This is a genomic window from Streptomyces sp. 7N604 (genome assembly GCF_052245475.1).
Classification (GTDB): Bacteria; Actinomycetota; Actinomycetes; order Streptomycetales; family Streptomycetaceae; genus Streptomyces.
Genome location: NZ_JBQQBX010000030.1, coordinates 16,722 through 31,015, shown reverse-complemented (window position 1 = coordinate 31,015; position 14,294 = coordinate 16,722). Strand labels below are relative to the sequence as shown.

Below are 14,294 nucleotides of genomic sequence, written 5' to 3'. Positions count from 1 at the left end.
AGCCGATGACGCACCGCGCCGTCCCGGCAGACTCTCCGCCCGGCCGGGCGGAGGCGGGCCGCACGGCCTCGCGCGCCGTCCGCGAGCCGGCGCGAGGTCTGTCGCCCCAAGCAGGCCGCGGGACAGGCCGCACGGGCAGGACGGGAAGGACGGGCAGGGGGCGCGAGCGCGCCGGCCTGCAGCGCCCCCGCGGCTGGACGCCGTGGCTCTATCTCGCCCCCGCGCTCGCCGTCCTCGGCGGGCTGCTGGTCTACCCGGTCTACCAGCTCGGCCTGATCTCGTTCCTGGAGTACACGCAGGCGCAGGTCAGCGGCGGCGAACCGACCACGTTCCAGGGGTTCGGCAACTACGCGAAGCTCTTCGGCGACCGCCAGTTCTGGCAGGTGCTGCTGGCGACCGTGCTGTTCGCGGCAGCGTGCGTGGTGGGCACCCTGGCGGTGGGCTGCGCGCTCGCCGTCCTGCTCACCCGCGTACGTGCGGTGCCCCGGCTGGCCCTCATGCTCGCCGCGCTGGGCGCGTGGGCCACGCCCGCCATCACCGGCTCCACGGTCTGGGTCTTTCTCTTCGACCCCGACTTCGGCCCGGTCAACAAGCTGCTGGGCCTGCACGACTTCTCCTGGACGTACGGGCGGTACAGCGCCTTCGCCCTCGTCCTCTTCGAGGTGGTGTGGTGCTCGTTCCCGTTCGTGATGGTGACCGTCTACGCGGGCATCAAGGCGATTCCGGGGGAGGTGCTGGAGGCCGCGGCGCTGGACGGCGCGTCGAGCCTGAAGATCTGGCGGAAAGTCATGGCCCCGATTCTGCGACCGATCCTGGTCGTGGTGACGATTCAGTCGATCATCTGGGACTTCAAGGTCTTCACGCAGATCTACGTGATGACGAACGGCGGCGGCATCGCCGGCCAGAATCTCGTCCTCAATGTCTACGCCTACCAGAAGGCGTTCGCGTCCTCGCAGTACAGCCTCGGCTCGGCGATCGGCGTCGTCATGCTGCTGATCCTGCTCGTGGTGACGCTCGGCTATCTGCGGCTGCTGCGACGGCAGGGAGAACAACTGTGAGCCTCTTGCGCATCCGCAGGCCGTGGCGGCTGGCCGCCGAGGCATCGGCCCTGCTCATCGCTGCGGCCGTGGCCTTCCCGCTCTACTGGATGGTGCTTTCGGCCTTCAAACCGGCGGGTGAGGTGCAGTCCACCGAGCCGCGGCCCTGGACGCTCGACCCCTCGCTCGACGCCTTCCGGCGGGTCTTCGAACAGCAGGACTTCGGGCGCTACTTCCTCAACAGCCTGCTGGTCGCAGGCGTCGTGGTCATCGCGTCCGCGCTGATCGCGTTCCTCGCGGCGACCGCCGTGACCCGTTTCCGCTTCAGATTCCGTACGACGCTGCTCATCATGTTCCTCGTCGCGCAGATGGTGCCGATCGAGGCGCTGACCATTCCGCTGTTCTTCCTGATGCGGGACTTCGGGCAACTGAACACGCTCGGATCGCTCGTCCTGCCGCACATCGCCTTCTCGCTGCCCTTCGCGATCTGGATGCTGCGGGGCTTCGTGAAGGCCGTGCCGGAGGCCCTGGAGGAGGCCGCGTACATCGACGGCGCGAGCCGTACCCGCTTCCTGTGGCAGATCCTCTTTCCGCTGGTCTTCCCGGGTCTCGTGGCGACCAGCGTCTTCTCCTTCATCTCGACCTGGAACGACTTCCTCTTCGCCAAGTCCTTCATCATCAGCGCCACCGAGAATTCCACGCTGCCGATGGCCCTGCTGGTCTTCTTCAAGCCGGATGAGAACGACTGGGGCGGGATCATGGCCGCATCGACCGTGATGACCGTTCCCGTGCTGGTCTTCTTCGTACTCGTACAGCGGCGCCTGGTTTCCGGCCTCGGCGGCGCGGTGAAGGACTGAGGACATGACGGACAAGCCGGTTCCCGGCCTCATCCCCGCGCCCCGGCACCTGACGGACACCGGACGCCACGGCCCGTACGCCGACGACGTACGCACCCGGATCGACCCCGAACTCACCGAGCGGCTCGGCCCCGAGGGCTACCGGCTCACGGTCGGCAGGTGCGGCGTGGACATCGCGGGCGGCGGCGAAGCGGGCGTCTTCTGGGGCCGGCAGACGCTGCGGCAGCTGCTCGGTCCCGACGAGTTCCGGAAGGCACCGGTCCGGCCGCCGGACCGCGAGCGGACCGTACCGTACGTGACGGTCGAGGACGCGCCCCGGTTCGCCTGGCGCGGCCTGATGCTGGATGTGGCCCGCCACTTCATGCCCAAGGACGGCGTGCTCCGCTACATCGACCTCATCGCCGCCCACAAGCTGAACGTCCTGCACCTGCACCTCACCGACGACCAGGGCTGGCGCATCGAGATCGAGCGCTACCCGCGGCTCACCGAGGTCGGCGCGTGGCGCGAGCGCACCAAGTACGGGCACCGGGCCTCGCCCCTCTGGGACGAGCGCCCGCACGGCGGTTACTACACGCAGGACGACATCCGCGAGATCGTCGCGTACGCCGCCCGGCGGCATATCACGGTCGTCCCGGAAATCGACATTCCCGGCCACTCGCAGGCGGCCATCGCCGCACACCCGGAACTCGGCAACACGGACGTCATCGACACGGCCTCCCTCGGCGTCTGGACGACCTGGGGCGTCAACCCGAACGTACTCGCCCCCACTGACAACACCCTCCGCTTCTACGAGGGCGTGCTCGAGGAGGTTCTCGGGCTCTTCCCCTCCCCGTTCGTCCACATCGGCGGCGACGAGTGCCCCAAGGACCAGTGGAAGGCCTCCCCGACCGCCCAGGCCCGCATCAAGGAGCTGGGGCTCGCGGACGAGGACGAGCTGCAGAGCTGGTTCATCCGGCACTTCGACCGCTGGCTCACCGCCCGCGGCCGCCGCCTCATCGGCTGGGACGAGATCCTGGAAGGGGGCCTGGCGGAGGGAGCGGCCGTGTCCTCCTGGCGCGGTTACGCGGGCGGGATCGCGGCCGCCAGGGCCGGCCACGACGTGGTCATGTGTCCTCAGCAGCAGGTGTATCTCGACCACCGTCAAGCCCCCGGCGACGACGAGCCGATGCCCATCGGCTACGTCCGCACGCTCGAGGACGTCTACCGCTTCGAGCCCGTCCCGCCGCAGCTCACCCCCGCCGAGGCCGCCCGCGTCCTGGGCACCCAGGCCAACGTCTGGACCGAGGTGATGGAGAACCGGCAGCGCGTCGACTACCAGGTCTTCCCCCGCCTCGCCGCCTTCGCCGAAGTCGCCTGGTCCGCCCTGCCCGCCCCCGCCGAGCGGGACTTCGCCGGCTTCGAGTCCCGGATGACCGCGCACTACGCGCGCCTCGACGCCCTCGGCGTCGACTACCGCCCACCGTCCGGACCCCGCCCGTGGCAGCGGCGGCCCGCGCCGGAAGGCGTCAGCCTCGGACGTCCGATCGAGGGGGCGCCCCCGATCGTGTGAGCCGCGGGCGAAGCCGGGTCCCCGCGCGGCGCGCCCCTGGAAGCGTGGACCCGGGACGGCAGAACTAGCACAAAGGCTCACCGAAAGGTGCAATCCGTGCTCAGGGTCAACAGGCCAAGAAAACGGACCAATCGCCAATTCGGTATGTAACAGCCCTTCGTGGACCCTCGCGCCGAGGGGCGGTGAAGATGTGCCAGAGTTGCCACGTCCGGACTGTGAGCACGTACCGTACGGCGAACAGGCGGGACATCGGGAAGGGGCAGCTGGGTTGACCACGCACGCGTCGCAGGCAGCGCAGTCGGTGACGTTGCCGGCCTCGCTCGACGAGGCCGTGGCGGCGCTCGCCGCCATGCCCGCTGCCGTGCCGGTCGCGGGCGGCACCGACCTCATGGCCGCCGTCAACTCCGGCCTCCTGCGGCCCGCGGCGCTGGTCGGCCTCGGCCGGATCAGTGAGATCCGCGGCTGGCAGTACCAGGACGGACACGCCCTGCTCGGCGCGGGCCTCACCCACGCCCGGATGGGACGGCCCGACTTCGCGGCGCTCATCCCGGCGCTGGCCGCGGCCGCGCGCGCCGCGGGCCCGCCGCAGATCCGCAACGCCGGGACCCTCGGCGGCAACATCGTCACCGCGGCGCCCACCGGCGACGCGCTGCCCGTGCTCGCCGCCCTCGAGGCCACGCTGATCGTCGCCGGGCCCGAGGGCTCGCGCCGCGAGATCCCGGTCAGCCATCTGCTCGCCGGGATCGAGATGCTGCGGCCCGGCGAGATCGTCGGCTTCGTGCGCGTACCGCTGCTCCACGCGCCGCAGACCTACCTGAAGGCCACGGGCCGTACGGGGCCCGGGCGCGCCACCGCCTCCGTCGCCCTCGTGCTCGACCCCGCCCGCCGCAATGTGCGCTGCGCGGTGGGCGCGGTGGCGCCGATGCCGCTGCGGCCGCTGGAGGCCGAGCGCTGGGTGGCCGCGCTCATCGACTGGGACGGCGACCGCTCGCTCGCGCCCGAGGTCTGCGCGGCCTTCGGCGAGTACGTCGCGGCGGCCTGCATCCCCGACCCGCCGCCCGCCGAGGACGGCAGCGAACCTGCCGCCCTGCCGCCCGCCGCCCTGCAGCTGCGGCGTACGGTGGCCGCACTGGCCCGCCGAGCTCTGGGGAGGGCGCTCGCATGAGTTCCGAACAGCAGCCGCCGCAGGACGGCCAGGGGCCGCAGCAGCCGCGCGGGCCGCACGGCTGGGAGCCCCTGCCGCAGGGCGAGTACGACGCGGAGACCACGGCGTACGTGCGGCTGCCCGAGGGCCTTCTCGACCCGTCCGCGGTTCCTCCGGGCGCCGACCCGCTGGCCGCGCTCGGCCACGGCTACGTACCGCCGCCCATCACGCCCGGTGCCGGGCAGCCCGCGGACCCGGGCGCCCCGGCGGACCCGAGGGCGACGGGGCAGTGGACGATGCCGTTCGCCGACACCGGGGCGGGGCAAGGGGGCCAGGGCGACGGCGGTTGGGGCGACCCGGGCGCCGCGGGGGCCGCGGGTCAGTGGAGCGTGCCGATCGCGCCGGACGATCCCGTGGGCGAATCGGGCGAATACCTGGTCGGCGACCGGGCGCGCCCGGCCGGCCCGTACGGCGGTGGCTCGCCGGCCGCGGGCGGGCAGCCGTGGTACGGCGGGCAGGGCGCCCCGGAGGGTGTGCAGAGCTCGCAGGATGCGCAGGGGCTGCAGGGGGCTTCGGGTCAGGGGGCGTCGGACCTGACCGGTCAATGGACATTTCCCTCGGCGGGGGAGCAACTGCCCGACCCGGCGGCGCAGTCCGGAGCCGCGGGCGGTCCGGGCGGTCCGGGCGGTCAGGGCGGTCAGGGCGTGCCGGAGGGCTGGAGTACCACGGCCTCGGCGACGGGCCAGTGGGCCGTCCCGACCACGGACGCGCCGGGCACCGACGAGTCGGGCGCGTATCCCCTGAGCGAGGGCGGAGCCGCCGCTGCCGAGCCGTGGCCGCAGGGCGGCGGTGAGCCGGGAGCGGGAGCCGCAGGCGGGTTCGAGCAGCCGCGCGCGACGCGGAGCGGAGCGCCTGGCCGGCGGAAGCTCGCCGCCGGACCGGGCGGCGCCGCGGCCGGGGACCGTACCGAGCCACCGGCCGCGGATGCGGATGCCGGATGGCCGCCGGCCGCGAGCGGCCCGTGGCAGTCCCCGGACGCCGGGGCCGAGAACGCGCGCAGGGACGCCGACGGGAACGCCGACGGGAACTCGGCCACGACGGAGGCCGGTGGGAGCGAGGCCGGTGGGACTCAGGCCGGTGCGAGTGACCGGTCGCGGACCCGGCCCGGCGGCACGGGTGACTCGTCGTACGCGGCCCCGGCCGAGGGTGGTTCGCTGCCGGGCCGCGCGGCCGAGGACGCGATCAACAGACTTACGGGCGCGGGCTCTCCGGCAGCCGACCGGGCCGCGTCCGCATCAAGGCCCGGATCCACGTCCGGCTCACCGGATGTGGACGAGGACTCCGGCACCGGTACCGGCAACGGGGACGCTCCCGACCGGCCCGAGGAGACAGCCGCCGCGCACGACGAGGCCCCCGACGAGCCGGCCGAACCGGCGGACTCCGGCGCGGCCGACCCGCACAGCGAGCACCCCAACGCCTCGTACGTCCTGAGCGTCAACGGCGCCGACCGCCCCGTCACCGACGCCTGGATCGGCGAGTCGCTGCTCTACGTCCTGCGCGAGCGCCTCGGTCTCGCCGGGGCGAAGGACGGCTGCTCGCAGGGCGAGTGCGGCGCCTGCTCGGTACAGGTCGACGGGCGGCTCGTCGCCTCCTGCCTGGTGCCCGCGGCGACCACGGCCGGAAGCGAGGTCCGTACGGTCGAGGGGCTCGCCGCCGACGGCGTCCCCTCGGACGTACAGCGTGCCCTCGCCGCCAGCGGCGCCGTGCAGTGCGGCTTCTGCGTGCCGGGGCTCGCGATGACCGTGCACGACCTCCTCGAGGGCAACCACGCGCCGACCGAACTCGAGACCCGCCAGGCGATCTGCGGCAACCTGTGCCGCTGCTCCGGCTACCGAGGGGTGCTCGACGCGGTGCGCGAAGTGGTCGAGGGCCGCGCGGAGTCGGCGGAGGCGGAGGGAGAGGCCGAGGCCGAGGGGTCCGACGCCACCGATGGCGACACCCCGCGCATCCCCCACCAGGCACGCTCCGCGGAGGACTCCGCATGATCTCCCACAACCTTCTTCGTAGCGGAAAGGCGGCGTGATGACCAGTCCCGACGCGGCCACCGCGACCCCGGCCGTCGGCGGCGGCCCGACGCCCGTCGAGGACGCCCCGCCGCACGGCCTCGGGGCGTCGCTCGCGCCCGCCGACGCCCATGCGAAGGCCGCGGGCACCTTCCCGTACGCCGCCGATCTGTGGGCCGAGGGCCTGCTCTGGGCGGCCATACTGCGATCGCCGCATCCGCACGCCCGGATCGTGTCCATCGACACCGCCCCGGCAGCCGAAATGCCGGGCGTACGGGCCGTGGTGACCCACGAGGACGTCCCGGGCGACGCGAGCCACGGCCGTACGGCCGGGGACCGCAAGGTCTGCGACCGGCCGGTCTTCGCGAAGGACGTGGTGCGCCACCACGGCGAGCCCATCGCCGCGGTCGCCGCCGACCACCCCGACACCGCGCGCCTCGCCGCGGCCGCCATCGCCGTCGAGTACGAGGTGCTGGAGCCCGTCACCGACCCGGAGAAGGCGTTCGAGGCCGAGCCGCTGCACCCCGACGGCAACCTCATCCGTCACATCCCCCTCCGCTACGGCGACCCGGACATCACCGGAGACGTCGTCGTCGAAGGGCTCTACCGCATCGGGCGGCAGGACCCCGCGCCCATCGGAGCCGAGGCCGGGCTCGCCGTGCCGCGTCCCGACGGCGGCGTGGAGATCTACACCGCATCCACCGACCCGCACGCCGACCGCGACCTCGCCGCCGCCTGCTTCGGCCTGGAGCCCGAGCGCGTCAAGGTCGTCGTCACCGGCGTGCCCGGCGCGATGGGCGACCGCGAGGACGCGGGCATGCAGCTGCCGCTCGGGCTGCTCGCGCTGCGCACCGGCTGCCCGGTGAAGCTGGCCGCGACCCGCGAGGAGTCCTTCCTCGGCCACGCGCACCGCCACCCCACCCTCCTGCGCTACCGCCACCACGCCGACTCCGAGGGCCGCCTGGTCAAGGTCGAGGCGCAGATCCTGCTGGACGCGGGCGCGTACGCGGACTCCTCCGCCGACTCCCTCGCCGCGGCCGTCGCCTTCGCCGCGGGCCCGTACGTCGTGCCGCACGCCTTCGTCGAGGGCTGGGCCGTCCGCACCAACAACCCGCCGTCGGGCCATGTCCGGGGCGAGGGCGCGATGCAGGTGTGCGCGGCGTACGAGGGCCAGATGGACAAGCTGGCCGCCAAGCTGGGCATCGACCCGGTGGAGCTGCGGCTGCGCAATGTGATGGCCACCGGCGACCTGCTGCCGACCGGCCAGACCGTGACCTGCCCGGCCCCGGTCGCCGAGCTGCTCCAGGCCGTACGGGACGCGGAGCTGCCGCCGCTGCCCAAGGACGCCCCGGAGGAGGAGTGGCTGCTGCCGGGCGGCCCCGAGGGCGCGGGCGAGCCGGGCGCGGTGCGGCGCGGCGTCGGCTACGCGTTGGGCATGGTGCACATGCTCGGCGCGGAGGGCGCGGACGAGGTCTCCACGGCGACGGTGAAGGTCAACGGCGGTGAGGCGACGGTGATCTGCGCCGCCGTCGAGACCGGCCAGGGCTTCTCCACGCTCGCCCGGCAGATCGTCCAGGAGGTGCTGGGCGTCGAGGAGGTGCACGTCGCCTCGGTCGACACCGACCAGCCGCCGGCGGGCCCCGCCTGCCACGGCCGGCACACGTGGGTGTCGGGCGGCGCGGTCGAGCGCGCGGCCAAGATGGTCCGTACGCAGCTGCTCCAGCCGCTGGCGCACAAGTTCGGGATGTCCACGGAGCTGCTGACGATCGCCGACGGCAAGATCACCTCGTACGACGGGGTGCTCAGCACGACCGTGGCGGAGACGCTCGACGGCAAGGAGCTGTGGGCGACCGCGCAATGCCGCCCGCACCCGACGGAGCCGCTGGACGACACGGGCCAGGGCGACGCGTTCGTCGGGCTCGCCTTCGCCGCCGTACGGGCCGTGGTGGACGTGGACATCGAGCTGGGCTCGGTGCGGGTCGTGGAGATGGCGGTGGCGCAGGACGTGGGGCGGGTGCTCAACCCGCGCCAGCTGGCCTCCCGTATCGAGGCGGGCGTGACGCAGGGCATGGGCGCGGCGCTCACCGAGAACCTGCGGACGTCGCGCGGCGTGGTCCGGCGGCCCGACCTGACCGGGTACGCGCTGCCGACCGCGCTGGACGCGCCGGACATCCGGATCGTGAAGCTGGTCGAGGAGCGGGACGTCGTGGCGCCCTTCGGGGCGAAGGCGGCGAGCGCGGTGCCGGTGGTCACGTCCCCGGCGGCGGTGGCCGCGGCCGTGCGGGCCGCGACCGGGCGCCCGGTGAACCGGCTCCCGATCCGCCCGCAGGCGGCGGTGGCGCTTCCTCAGCGCTGAGGCTGCGACGGGCTGCGGGCGGAGGTTTCAGGGGTCAGGGGCGGTGGGCGGCGACCGGCCGGCACCCGCGAGTCCGGCCGGTCACCGCGCGGTCGGACCGCCACCGCTCGGCTCAACTCACCTGTGCTTCGGGAGAATCGGGCGCCCGCTGAGCCCGCTCCCCGGCGCTCGGGGCGGCCAGGGCGAGCCTGCGGTGGGTGCGGCGCAACATGGTGCGGGCCATGCACGGGTGCACCCGCTTGACCACGGCCCAGTAGAGCCGACCGCGCCAGTTGTGGATCCTCACGACCGTGGAGAGGGTGACCCGGCCGTCGTCGACGAGGATCGACGCGCGGAAGTCCAGGTGCCCGGCGTCCTCGCCCAGCAGCACCTCGCCGCCCTCGCGGCCCACCACAGGGAAGGGGGCACCGCGCAGAACGCCCCGCCAGGCCTCCGGCTCCTCCGGCATCCCCGGGCGGACGTCCATCTGCCAGGCGTCGTGGAAGTCGGTCCGCTCGAAGGCGGTACGGGCCAGCCGGGCGGCCGCGGGGATCTCCACGGCTGCCGGCCTGTCCCACACCAGCCGGTTGAGCAGCCGCACCCAGGGCGACCAGCGGACCGGGCGCCGTACCGCCCCGGTGGCGACCCGCTCGACGTTGTCGAAGATCTCCTCGACCACCGTGTCGTGCATCCAGCGGACCGCCAGCGCCCAGCCCACCCAGAGCGTGGGGCGCTGCTCCGCCTCCAGCGTGTGCCGTACGCGGCAGCGCCCGGGACCGAGCGGCTCGACGGCTATGCCGTGATGGCCGTTCATGGGCGGGCCGAACGCGAAGCGGACCCGGCGGCCCGGCTCGTACGCGGCGACCGCGTAGCGGACGAAGCCGTGGCCGCCGGTCGCGCCGACGCCCAGCGGGCGGTCGAAGCGCATTGGGGGCCAGGCGGGGGTGGGGAAGAGCGGGTCGAGAGGGGAGGAGAGCTGGTCGAGCAGGGCTCCGACGGTCTCGGCCGGGGCCTCGATGGTGCGTTCGTGAACGTTGCGCACTGTGCGCATCGGGCACCTCCATACGCTGCCGTATGGTCTTACCGTACGGTACCGTACGGTCATGGTGCAACGGCGGGAGCCCCGGTCCCGGGGCGGCGGACGGCAGCGGCTGAGCGTGCGGGACTGGGCGGACGCGGCGCTCACCGCCATCGGCGAAGGCGGCCTCGCCGCGGTAGCGGTCGAGCCGCTCGCCGCCCGCCTGGGGACGACGAAGGGCAGCTTCTACTGGCACTTCGCCAACCGGGAGGCGCTGATCGAGGCCGCGCTGGACCGGTGGGAGCAGATCTCCACCGAAGCGATCATCGCCGAGCTGGACCACGAGCCGGATCCGGAACGTCGGCTGCGCATGCTCTTCGCGGAGGCGTCGGCGTCGGCGGCCGGGGACCCGCTCGAAGTCTCCCTGCTGGCCACGGCCGGACACCCACAAGTCGCTGCGGTGCTGCGGCGGGTGACGGCCCGCCGGATCGCGTACGTGGCGCAGCTCTTCACCGAGCTGGGCTTCCCGCCGGAGGAGGCGCACCGCCGGGGCCTGCTGGCGTACACCGGCTATCTCGGCCACACCCAGCTGATCCACGCGGTGCCGGAGACGCTCCCGGCGGGCGAGGCGGGGACGCGCTATCTGGACTCGGTGATCGACGTCCTCCTGCGCCGCGAGTGAACCACCCGGCTGCGCGCGCTCGTCCAGCACGCCGCGCAGCCGGACCCATGGAGGCCATGACCGGAATCGAACCCACCGCGACAGGGCGCAAGCCGTGCAGCACCTGTTCCACAACGACGGGCGTCCTCGTCCCGGGACCAGGCGGGCCGTATCTCCGAGGCAGGCCCGGCGCTTGGACGAACAGCCGCGGCGGGCGGTGCCCGCCCTGCCGCAGCGTCGCGCCATGCTCCCGTACAGGCAGCCGCGGACGGGGCCTGGCAGCGCTCACCGGGTGTCCTGCTGGTAGTTGAGCAGGATGCGGCACATGCGGGCGAGGTCCTCGACGTGGTTCGCGGCGGACTGCAGGCCGTCGCCGAGCCCTCGCTCGAGCGCGTGGCGGGAGTGGTCGAGCCACGCCTGGCGCCGGTACCAGTCGGGCGTGCCGTGGTTCAGTGCGTCGGTCCCGCTCTGCACGATCGGCATCAGGAGCTGGAGGTGCCCGCGGAGCAGTTGCTCGAGGTCGACCAGCTCCTGGTACGGCGGCAGCGCGCCGCGCTGGGCCACAGCCTGCTCGATCGTCTGGCCAATGTGGTCCACGTCGATCTCGTCAGCCTGCTGTTTCGTCCTGGGCCGCTGTCCGGTGGTCACGCTTGTGCTCCCCTCGATTCTTCTCACGACGAGAGAACCGCGGCGGCGCGTCGACCGCCGGACCAACGGCCGGACTTTCCGGCGGACTTTCTCCTGACGACCGGACATACCCGCCTCCCTTGCAGCTACGGTCGGTATTAACAGCAACACTGGGGGTGGAGATGGAGGAGCAGGTGACCCCTTTCGCGCGCGAGTGCGCAGCGCGTGGCTGGTCTCAGCCGGGCGTGTTCCTGCGCGCCTTTGACGACACGGCTCGCCTGGTAGGCGAACATGTCGCCCTCACCGACCGTCAGTTCCGCCGATGGCGCCAGCCCAACCCGCCGCGACCGCGGCCCCGCGCTTGGCGCGTGCTGCACGCCATGTTCGGCGTGAGCCCCGTGGACCTAGGCTTTCCCGGACTCGAACTCAGCGTCACGGTAGGTGCAGGAAACAGCGAGCAAGGTCAGGAGGTGAGCGTGGACCGCCGTGCATTCGTCTCCGACACTCTGGGCTCAGCCGCTAGCCTCGCCCTAGGCTCCTCGGACGCTGTGGGTACGGCCCATGTCGTGGAACTTCGCCAGGGCCTGCGGTCCCTATACACCCTCGATGACGCCTACGGCGGCGATGCCGTTCGTTCCCTGGCAGTCCGGCACCTTCGCCGTGTGCGCCGCGTCATCAACACCGGCACCTACCCGGACACCATCGGCCGCCAACTCCGACTGCTGGCAGGCGAGACGGCGGAGCAATGCGCCTGGCTGTACTACGACGCAGACGATCAGGACACCGCGCGGCGCTACTGGGGCGAGGCCTTGACCACAGCCACCCTGCTGCGGGGCGGCAGCCTCGAGGTCTTGGTGCTCGCTTCCTTGAGCATGCAGGCCAGCCATGAGGGACGACCACGAGACGGGTACGACCTGGCGCGCGCGGCCCATCAGCGTGCCGCCGCGCTCGGCTCGCCGGTCCTGCTCTCCCTGATCGAAGCCCGCGAAGCGCGCGCCCTTGCGCTGATGCGTGACCACACGGGCGCACGGCGCTGCTTGGCCAACTCCATACGCATGGCCGACCGCGCCGACCACGGGCGTCCGGCACCGGACTGGGCCGCGTTCCACGGCAACGCCGAGCTCGACTACGCCCAGGGGCTTCTCTACACCGAGGCCGGGCACCACAAGGCGGCCGTGCCGTTCCTGCGCGCTGCCTTGGCCCACCAGGACCGCACCTACGGGCGGAACCTGGCGCTGTACCGGCTCACCTTGGCCCGCAGCCTGGTGCAGGCTGGCGAGGTCGACGAGGGCGCCGCGGAGGCTGTCGGCAGCCTTGAGCAGCTGGCGGAGGTCGAGTCTGGCCGTGTCGTGCGTCGCCTGGCCGAAGTCCGCGGGCTTCTTCAGGGCACGGACGCTGTGAGCGCTCGGGAGTCAGCCGAGGCGCTGAACGAGTACACCCAGTGAGGGGAGAGGCATGGTTGAGGTGACGTATCGACGGTGGGAAGGGCCGGAGGCGGGGCACCAGCTCGATGCGTTCCTCCCGGCCTACGAGGAGGTGTACGTCGAGCCGCCGTACTGCGAGGGTCCGCGGGACGTCGCCGAGTTCATCGAGCGCTTCCAGCAGCAGGCTGCGACCCGGCCCGGGTTCCGGGTCGTACTCGCCAGTGACGGCGGCGAAGTCATCGGTTTCACCTACGGGTACCGACTCCCGGCGGACACCGGCTGGTGGAAGAGTTCGCTGGAACCGCTGCCGGAGGACTTCACCCGGGAGACCGGCGAGCGGACGTTCGTCATCATCGAGTTGGCCGTGCGCAAGCCATGGCGCCGCCGGGGCATCGCTGCCGAGCTGCATGCCCAGCTGCTCGACGGGCTGGAGGTCGAGCGCGTGACGCTCACCATGCGGCCCGAGCCCGAGGCGGCGCCGGCACAGTCCGCCTACGCGGCGTGGGGGTACCGAAAGGTCGGGAGGTCCCAGCCATGGGACGGCGCCCCGGTGTACGACTCGATGATTCTTGACCTGCGCTCCTGAAGGACAGCGCATCCCGGACCGTTCGTGAGGCGCGCGATAGGATCCGCGACCTGTTGGCGAGCTGAAGAGGGAGCGCAGCGTGACGACGATCGCGGTGACCGGGCACATGGACCTTACCGACGACAGCGTCGAGCTGGTGCGCGCGAGCCTGCGGGTCACGCTGAGCAAGTACGCCGCTGGTCAGCTGGTGGGTGTGTCGTGCATCGCCCGGGGTTCGGACACTCTCTTTGCCGAGGAACTGCTTGAGGCGGGCGGGCGCTTGGTCGTCGTCCTGCCGTCGAAGGACTACCGGCAGGCGAAGGTGAAGCCTGACCACGCCGAGACGTTCAACCGGCTCATCGAGGTCGCGGACGAAGTGCTCGTCATGCCCTATGAGACGGCGAACCGTGAGGCATACGAGGCCGCGAACAAGACCCTGCTTGAGCGAGCTGATCGGGTGGTCGCCGTGTGGAACGGGGCGCCGCCGAGCGGCAAGGGCGGCGGCACCGCAGACGTCGTTGTCGCTGCCCGAGATGCGGGTCTGCCGGTCGATGTGATCTGGCCGGAGGGCGCCGCGCGCCAGTCTTGAACGCTTCCCCTTCCTCGCTGTTATGGACCAGCAGTTTCCCGCCCTTGATGGAGACGTATGTCTCCCGCTTCTGGCCGTTCTCGGCGACCGTTGCCTTCCACGGCCAGGAGCCCCAGTAGCTCTGGCCCAGTCCACCGACACACACATGAGCGGCCCCCACCCCTCCCGCAACGCGCTCATGCGAACCGTTCGTGTGCGCCGGGCCGTTCATGCCTTCCAAGCCCTTCCAGGGCCCGCACGGGAAGCCGGCAGCCAGCCGGTGCCCGGCGAGAGCAATCGAGGCAGGAAGGAAAACATCCTCATGCCACAGAAAGAGAAGAAAAAGCGGCATGCGACCGTAAAGGAGGCGACGACTACGTTGTCGGCGTCAGGAACGAGAGGGAGCCGTACGGGAGGGAAGGCTACGGCCAAGAATTCCCCAGCCA

General features: G+C 72.4%; 12 protein-coding genes. 10 read left to right on the top strand and 2 right to left on the bottom strand.

What is annotated here, in order from left to right; all coding sequences use genetic code 11:
• The first annotated feature begins 5 nt into the window (after positions 1 to 5).
• The 6 genes from ACTWP8_RS29220 to ACTWP8_RS29195 all read left to right on the top strand — a co-directional run bounded on the left by ACTWP8_RS29220 (position 6) and on the right by ACTWP8_RS29195 (position 9,006).
• Positions 6 to 1,058, top strand: coding sequence for a carbohydrate ABC transporter permease (locus ACTWP8_RS29220; RefSeq protein ID WP_443325093.1), 1,053 nt, complete (start codon positions 6 to 8; stop codon positions 1,056 to 1,058).
• The gene (locus ACTWP8_RS29215) at positions 1,055 to 1,894 is read left to right on the top strand and encodes a carbohydrate ABC transporter permease (RefSeq protein WP_443325092.1); all 840 of its coding nucleotides are present in this window, start codon (positions 1,055 to 1,057) and stop codon (positions 1,892 to 1,894) included. The genes ACTWP8_RS29220 and ACTWP8_RS29215 overlap by 4 nt, the downstream gene beginning before the upstream one ends.
• A gap of 4 nt (positions 1,895 to 1,898) precedes the next feature.
• Positions 1,899 to 3,443: a beta-N-acetylhexosaminidase gene (locus ACTWP8_RS29210; RefSeq protein ID WP_443325091.1), complete on the top strand. Its 1,545-nt coding sequence runs from the start codon at positions 1,899 to 1,901 to the stop codon at positions 3,441 to 3,443.
• Between the two features lie 268 nt (positions 3,444 to 3,711).
• On the top strand, positions 3,712 to 4,608 hold the full coding sequence (locus ACTWP8_RS29205) for an FAD binding domain-containing protein (RefSeq protein WP_443325090.1): 897 nt from the start codon (positions 3,712 to 3,714) through the stop codon (positions 4,606 to 4,608).
• Positions 4,605 to 6,632 (top strand): 2Fe-2S iron-sulfur cluster-binding protein, encoded by a 2,028-nt coding sequence (locus tag ACTWP8_RS29200; RefSeq protein ID WP_443325089.1) that lies wholly within the window; start codon positions 4,605 to 4,607, stop codon positions 6,630 to 6,632. Before ACTWP8_RS29205 ends, ACTWP8_RS29200 begins: the two co-directional genes overlap by 4 nt.
• Positions 6,633 to 6,669: 37 nt before the next feature.
• Positions 6,670 to 9,006 (top strand): xanthine dehydrogenase family protein molybdopterin-binding subunit, encoded by a 2,337-nt coding sequence (locus tag ACTWP8_RS29195; protein ID WP_443325088.1) that lies wholly within the window; start codon positions 6,670 to 6,672, stop codon positions 9,004 to 9,006.
• Positions 9,007 to 9,118: 112 nt separating this feature from the next.
• On the opposite strand, the gene ACTWP8_RS29190 is transcribed toward ACTWP8_RS29195, so the two are convergent.
• On the bottom strand, positions 9,119 to 10,036 hold the full coding sequence (locus ACTWP8_RS29190; protein WP_443325087.1) for a DUF2867 domain-containing protein: 918 nt from the start codon (positions 10,034 to 10,036) through the stop codon (positions 9,119 to 9,121).
• Between the two features lie 52 nt (positions 10,037 to 10,088).
• On the opposite strand from ACTWP8_RS29190, the gene ACTWP8_RS29185 reads away from it, so the two are divergent.
• Positions 10,089 to 10,685, top strand: a complete 597-nt coding sequence (locus ACTWP8_RS29185) for a TetR/AcrR family transcriptional regulator (protein WP_443325086.1) — start codon at positions 10,089 to 10,091, stop codon at positions 10,683 to 10,685.
• Positions 10,686 to 10,949: 264 nt separating this feature from the next.
• On the opposite strand, the gene ACTWP8_RS29180 is transcribed toward ACTWP8_RS29185, so the two are convergent.
• Positions 10,950 to 11,312 carry a DUF6415 family natural product biosynthesis protein gene (locus ACTWP8_RS29180; RefSeq protein WP_443325085.1) on the bottom strand — a complete coding sequence of 121 codons (363 nt, stop codon included), beginning with the start codon at positions 11,310 to 11,312 and terminating at the stop codon, positions 10,950 to 10,952.
• A 161-nt stretch (positions 11,313 to 11,473) separates the two neighbouring features.
• Here ACTWP8_RS29180 and ACTWP8_RS29175 point away from each other — a divergent pair, with 161 nt between their 5' ends.
• The 3 genes from ACTWP8_RS29175 (at position 11,474) to ACTWP8_RS29165 (ending at position 13,869) form a co-directional block, all read left to right on the top strand.
• Positions 11,474 to 12,736, top strand: coding sequence for a hypothetical protein (locus tag ACTWP8_RS29175; protein WP_443325084.1), 1,263 nt, complete (start codon positions 11,474 to 11,476; stop codon positions 12,734 to 12,736).
• Positions 12,737 to 12,746: 10 nt separating this feature from the next.
• The gene (locus ACTWP8_RS29170) at positions 12,747 to 13,301 is read left to right on the top strand and encodes a GNAT family N-acetyltransferase (protein ID WP_443325083.1); all 555 of its coding nucleotides are present in this window, start codon (positions 12,747 to 12,749) and stop codon (positions 13,299 to 13,301) included.
• Positions 13,302 to 13,380: 79 nt separating this feature from the next.
• Positions 13,381 to 13,869, top strand: a complete 489-nt coding sequence (locus ACTWP8_RS29165; protein ID WP_443325082.1) for a hypothetical protein — start codon at positions 13,381 to 13,383, stop codon at positions 13,867 to 13,869.
• Positions 13,870 to 14,294 lie beyond the last annotated feature (425 nt).

Bases quoted from the DNA above. Each gene is read 5' to 3' on its own strand.
- ACTWP8_RS29220 (WP_443325093.1), top strand. From the start codon at position 6: ATGACGCACCGCGCCGTCCCGGCAGACTCTCCGCCCGGCCGGGCGGAG.
- ACTWP8_RS29175 (WP_443325084.1), top strand. From the start codon at position 11,474: ATGGAGGAGCAGGTGACCCCTTTCGCGCGCGAGTGCGCAGCGCGTGGC.
- ACTWP8_RS29200 (WP_443325089.1), top strand. From the start codon at position 4,605: ATGAGTTCCGAACAGCAGCCGCCGCAGGACGGCCAGGGGCCGCAGCAG.
- ACTWP8_RS29185 (WP_443325086.1), top strand. From the start codon at position 10,089: ATGGTGCAACGGCGGGAGCCCCGGTCCCGGGGCGGCGGACGGCAGCGG.
- ACTWP8_RS29190 (WP_443325087.1), bottom strand. From the start codon at position 10,036: ATGCGCACAGTGCGCAACGTTCACGAACGCACCATCGAGGCCCCGGCC.
- ACTWP8_RS29210 (WP_443325091.1), top strand. From the start codon at position 1,899: ATGACGGACAAGCCGGTTCCCGGCCTCATCCCCGCGCCCCGGCACCTG.
- ACTWP8_RS29170 (WP_443325083.1), top strand. From the start codon at position 12,747: ATGGTTGAGGTGACGTATCGACGGTGGGAAGGGCCGGAGGCGGGGCAC.
- ACTWP8_RS29195 (WP_443325088.1), top strand. From the start codon at position 6,670: ATGACCAGTCCCGACGCGGCCACCGCGACCCCGGCCGTCGGCGGCGGC.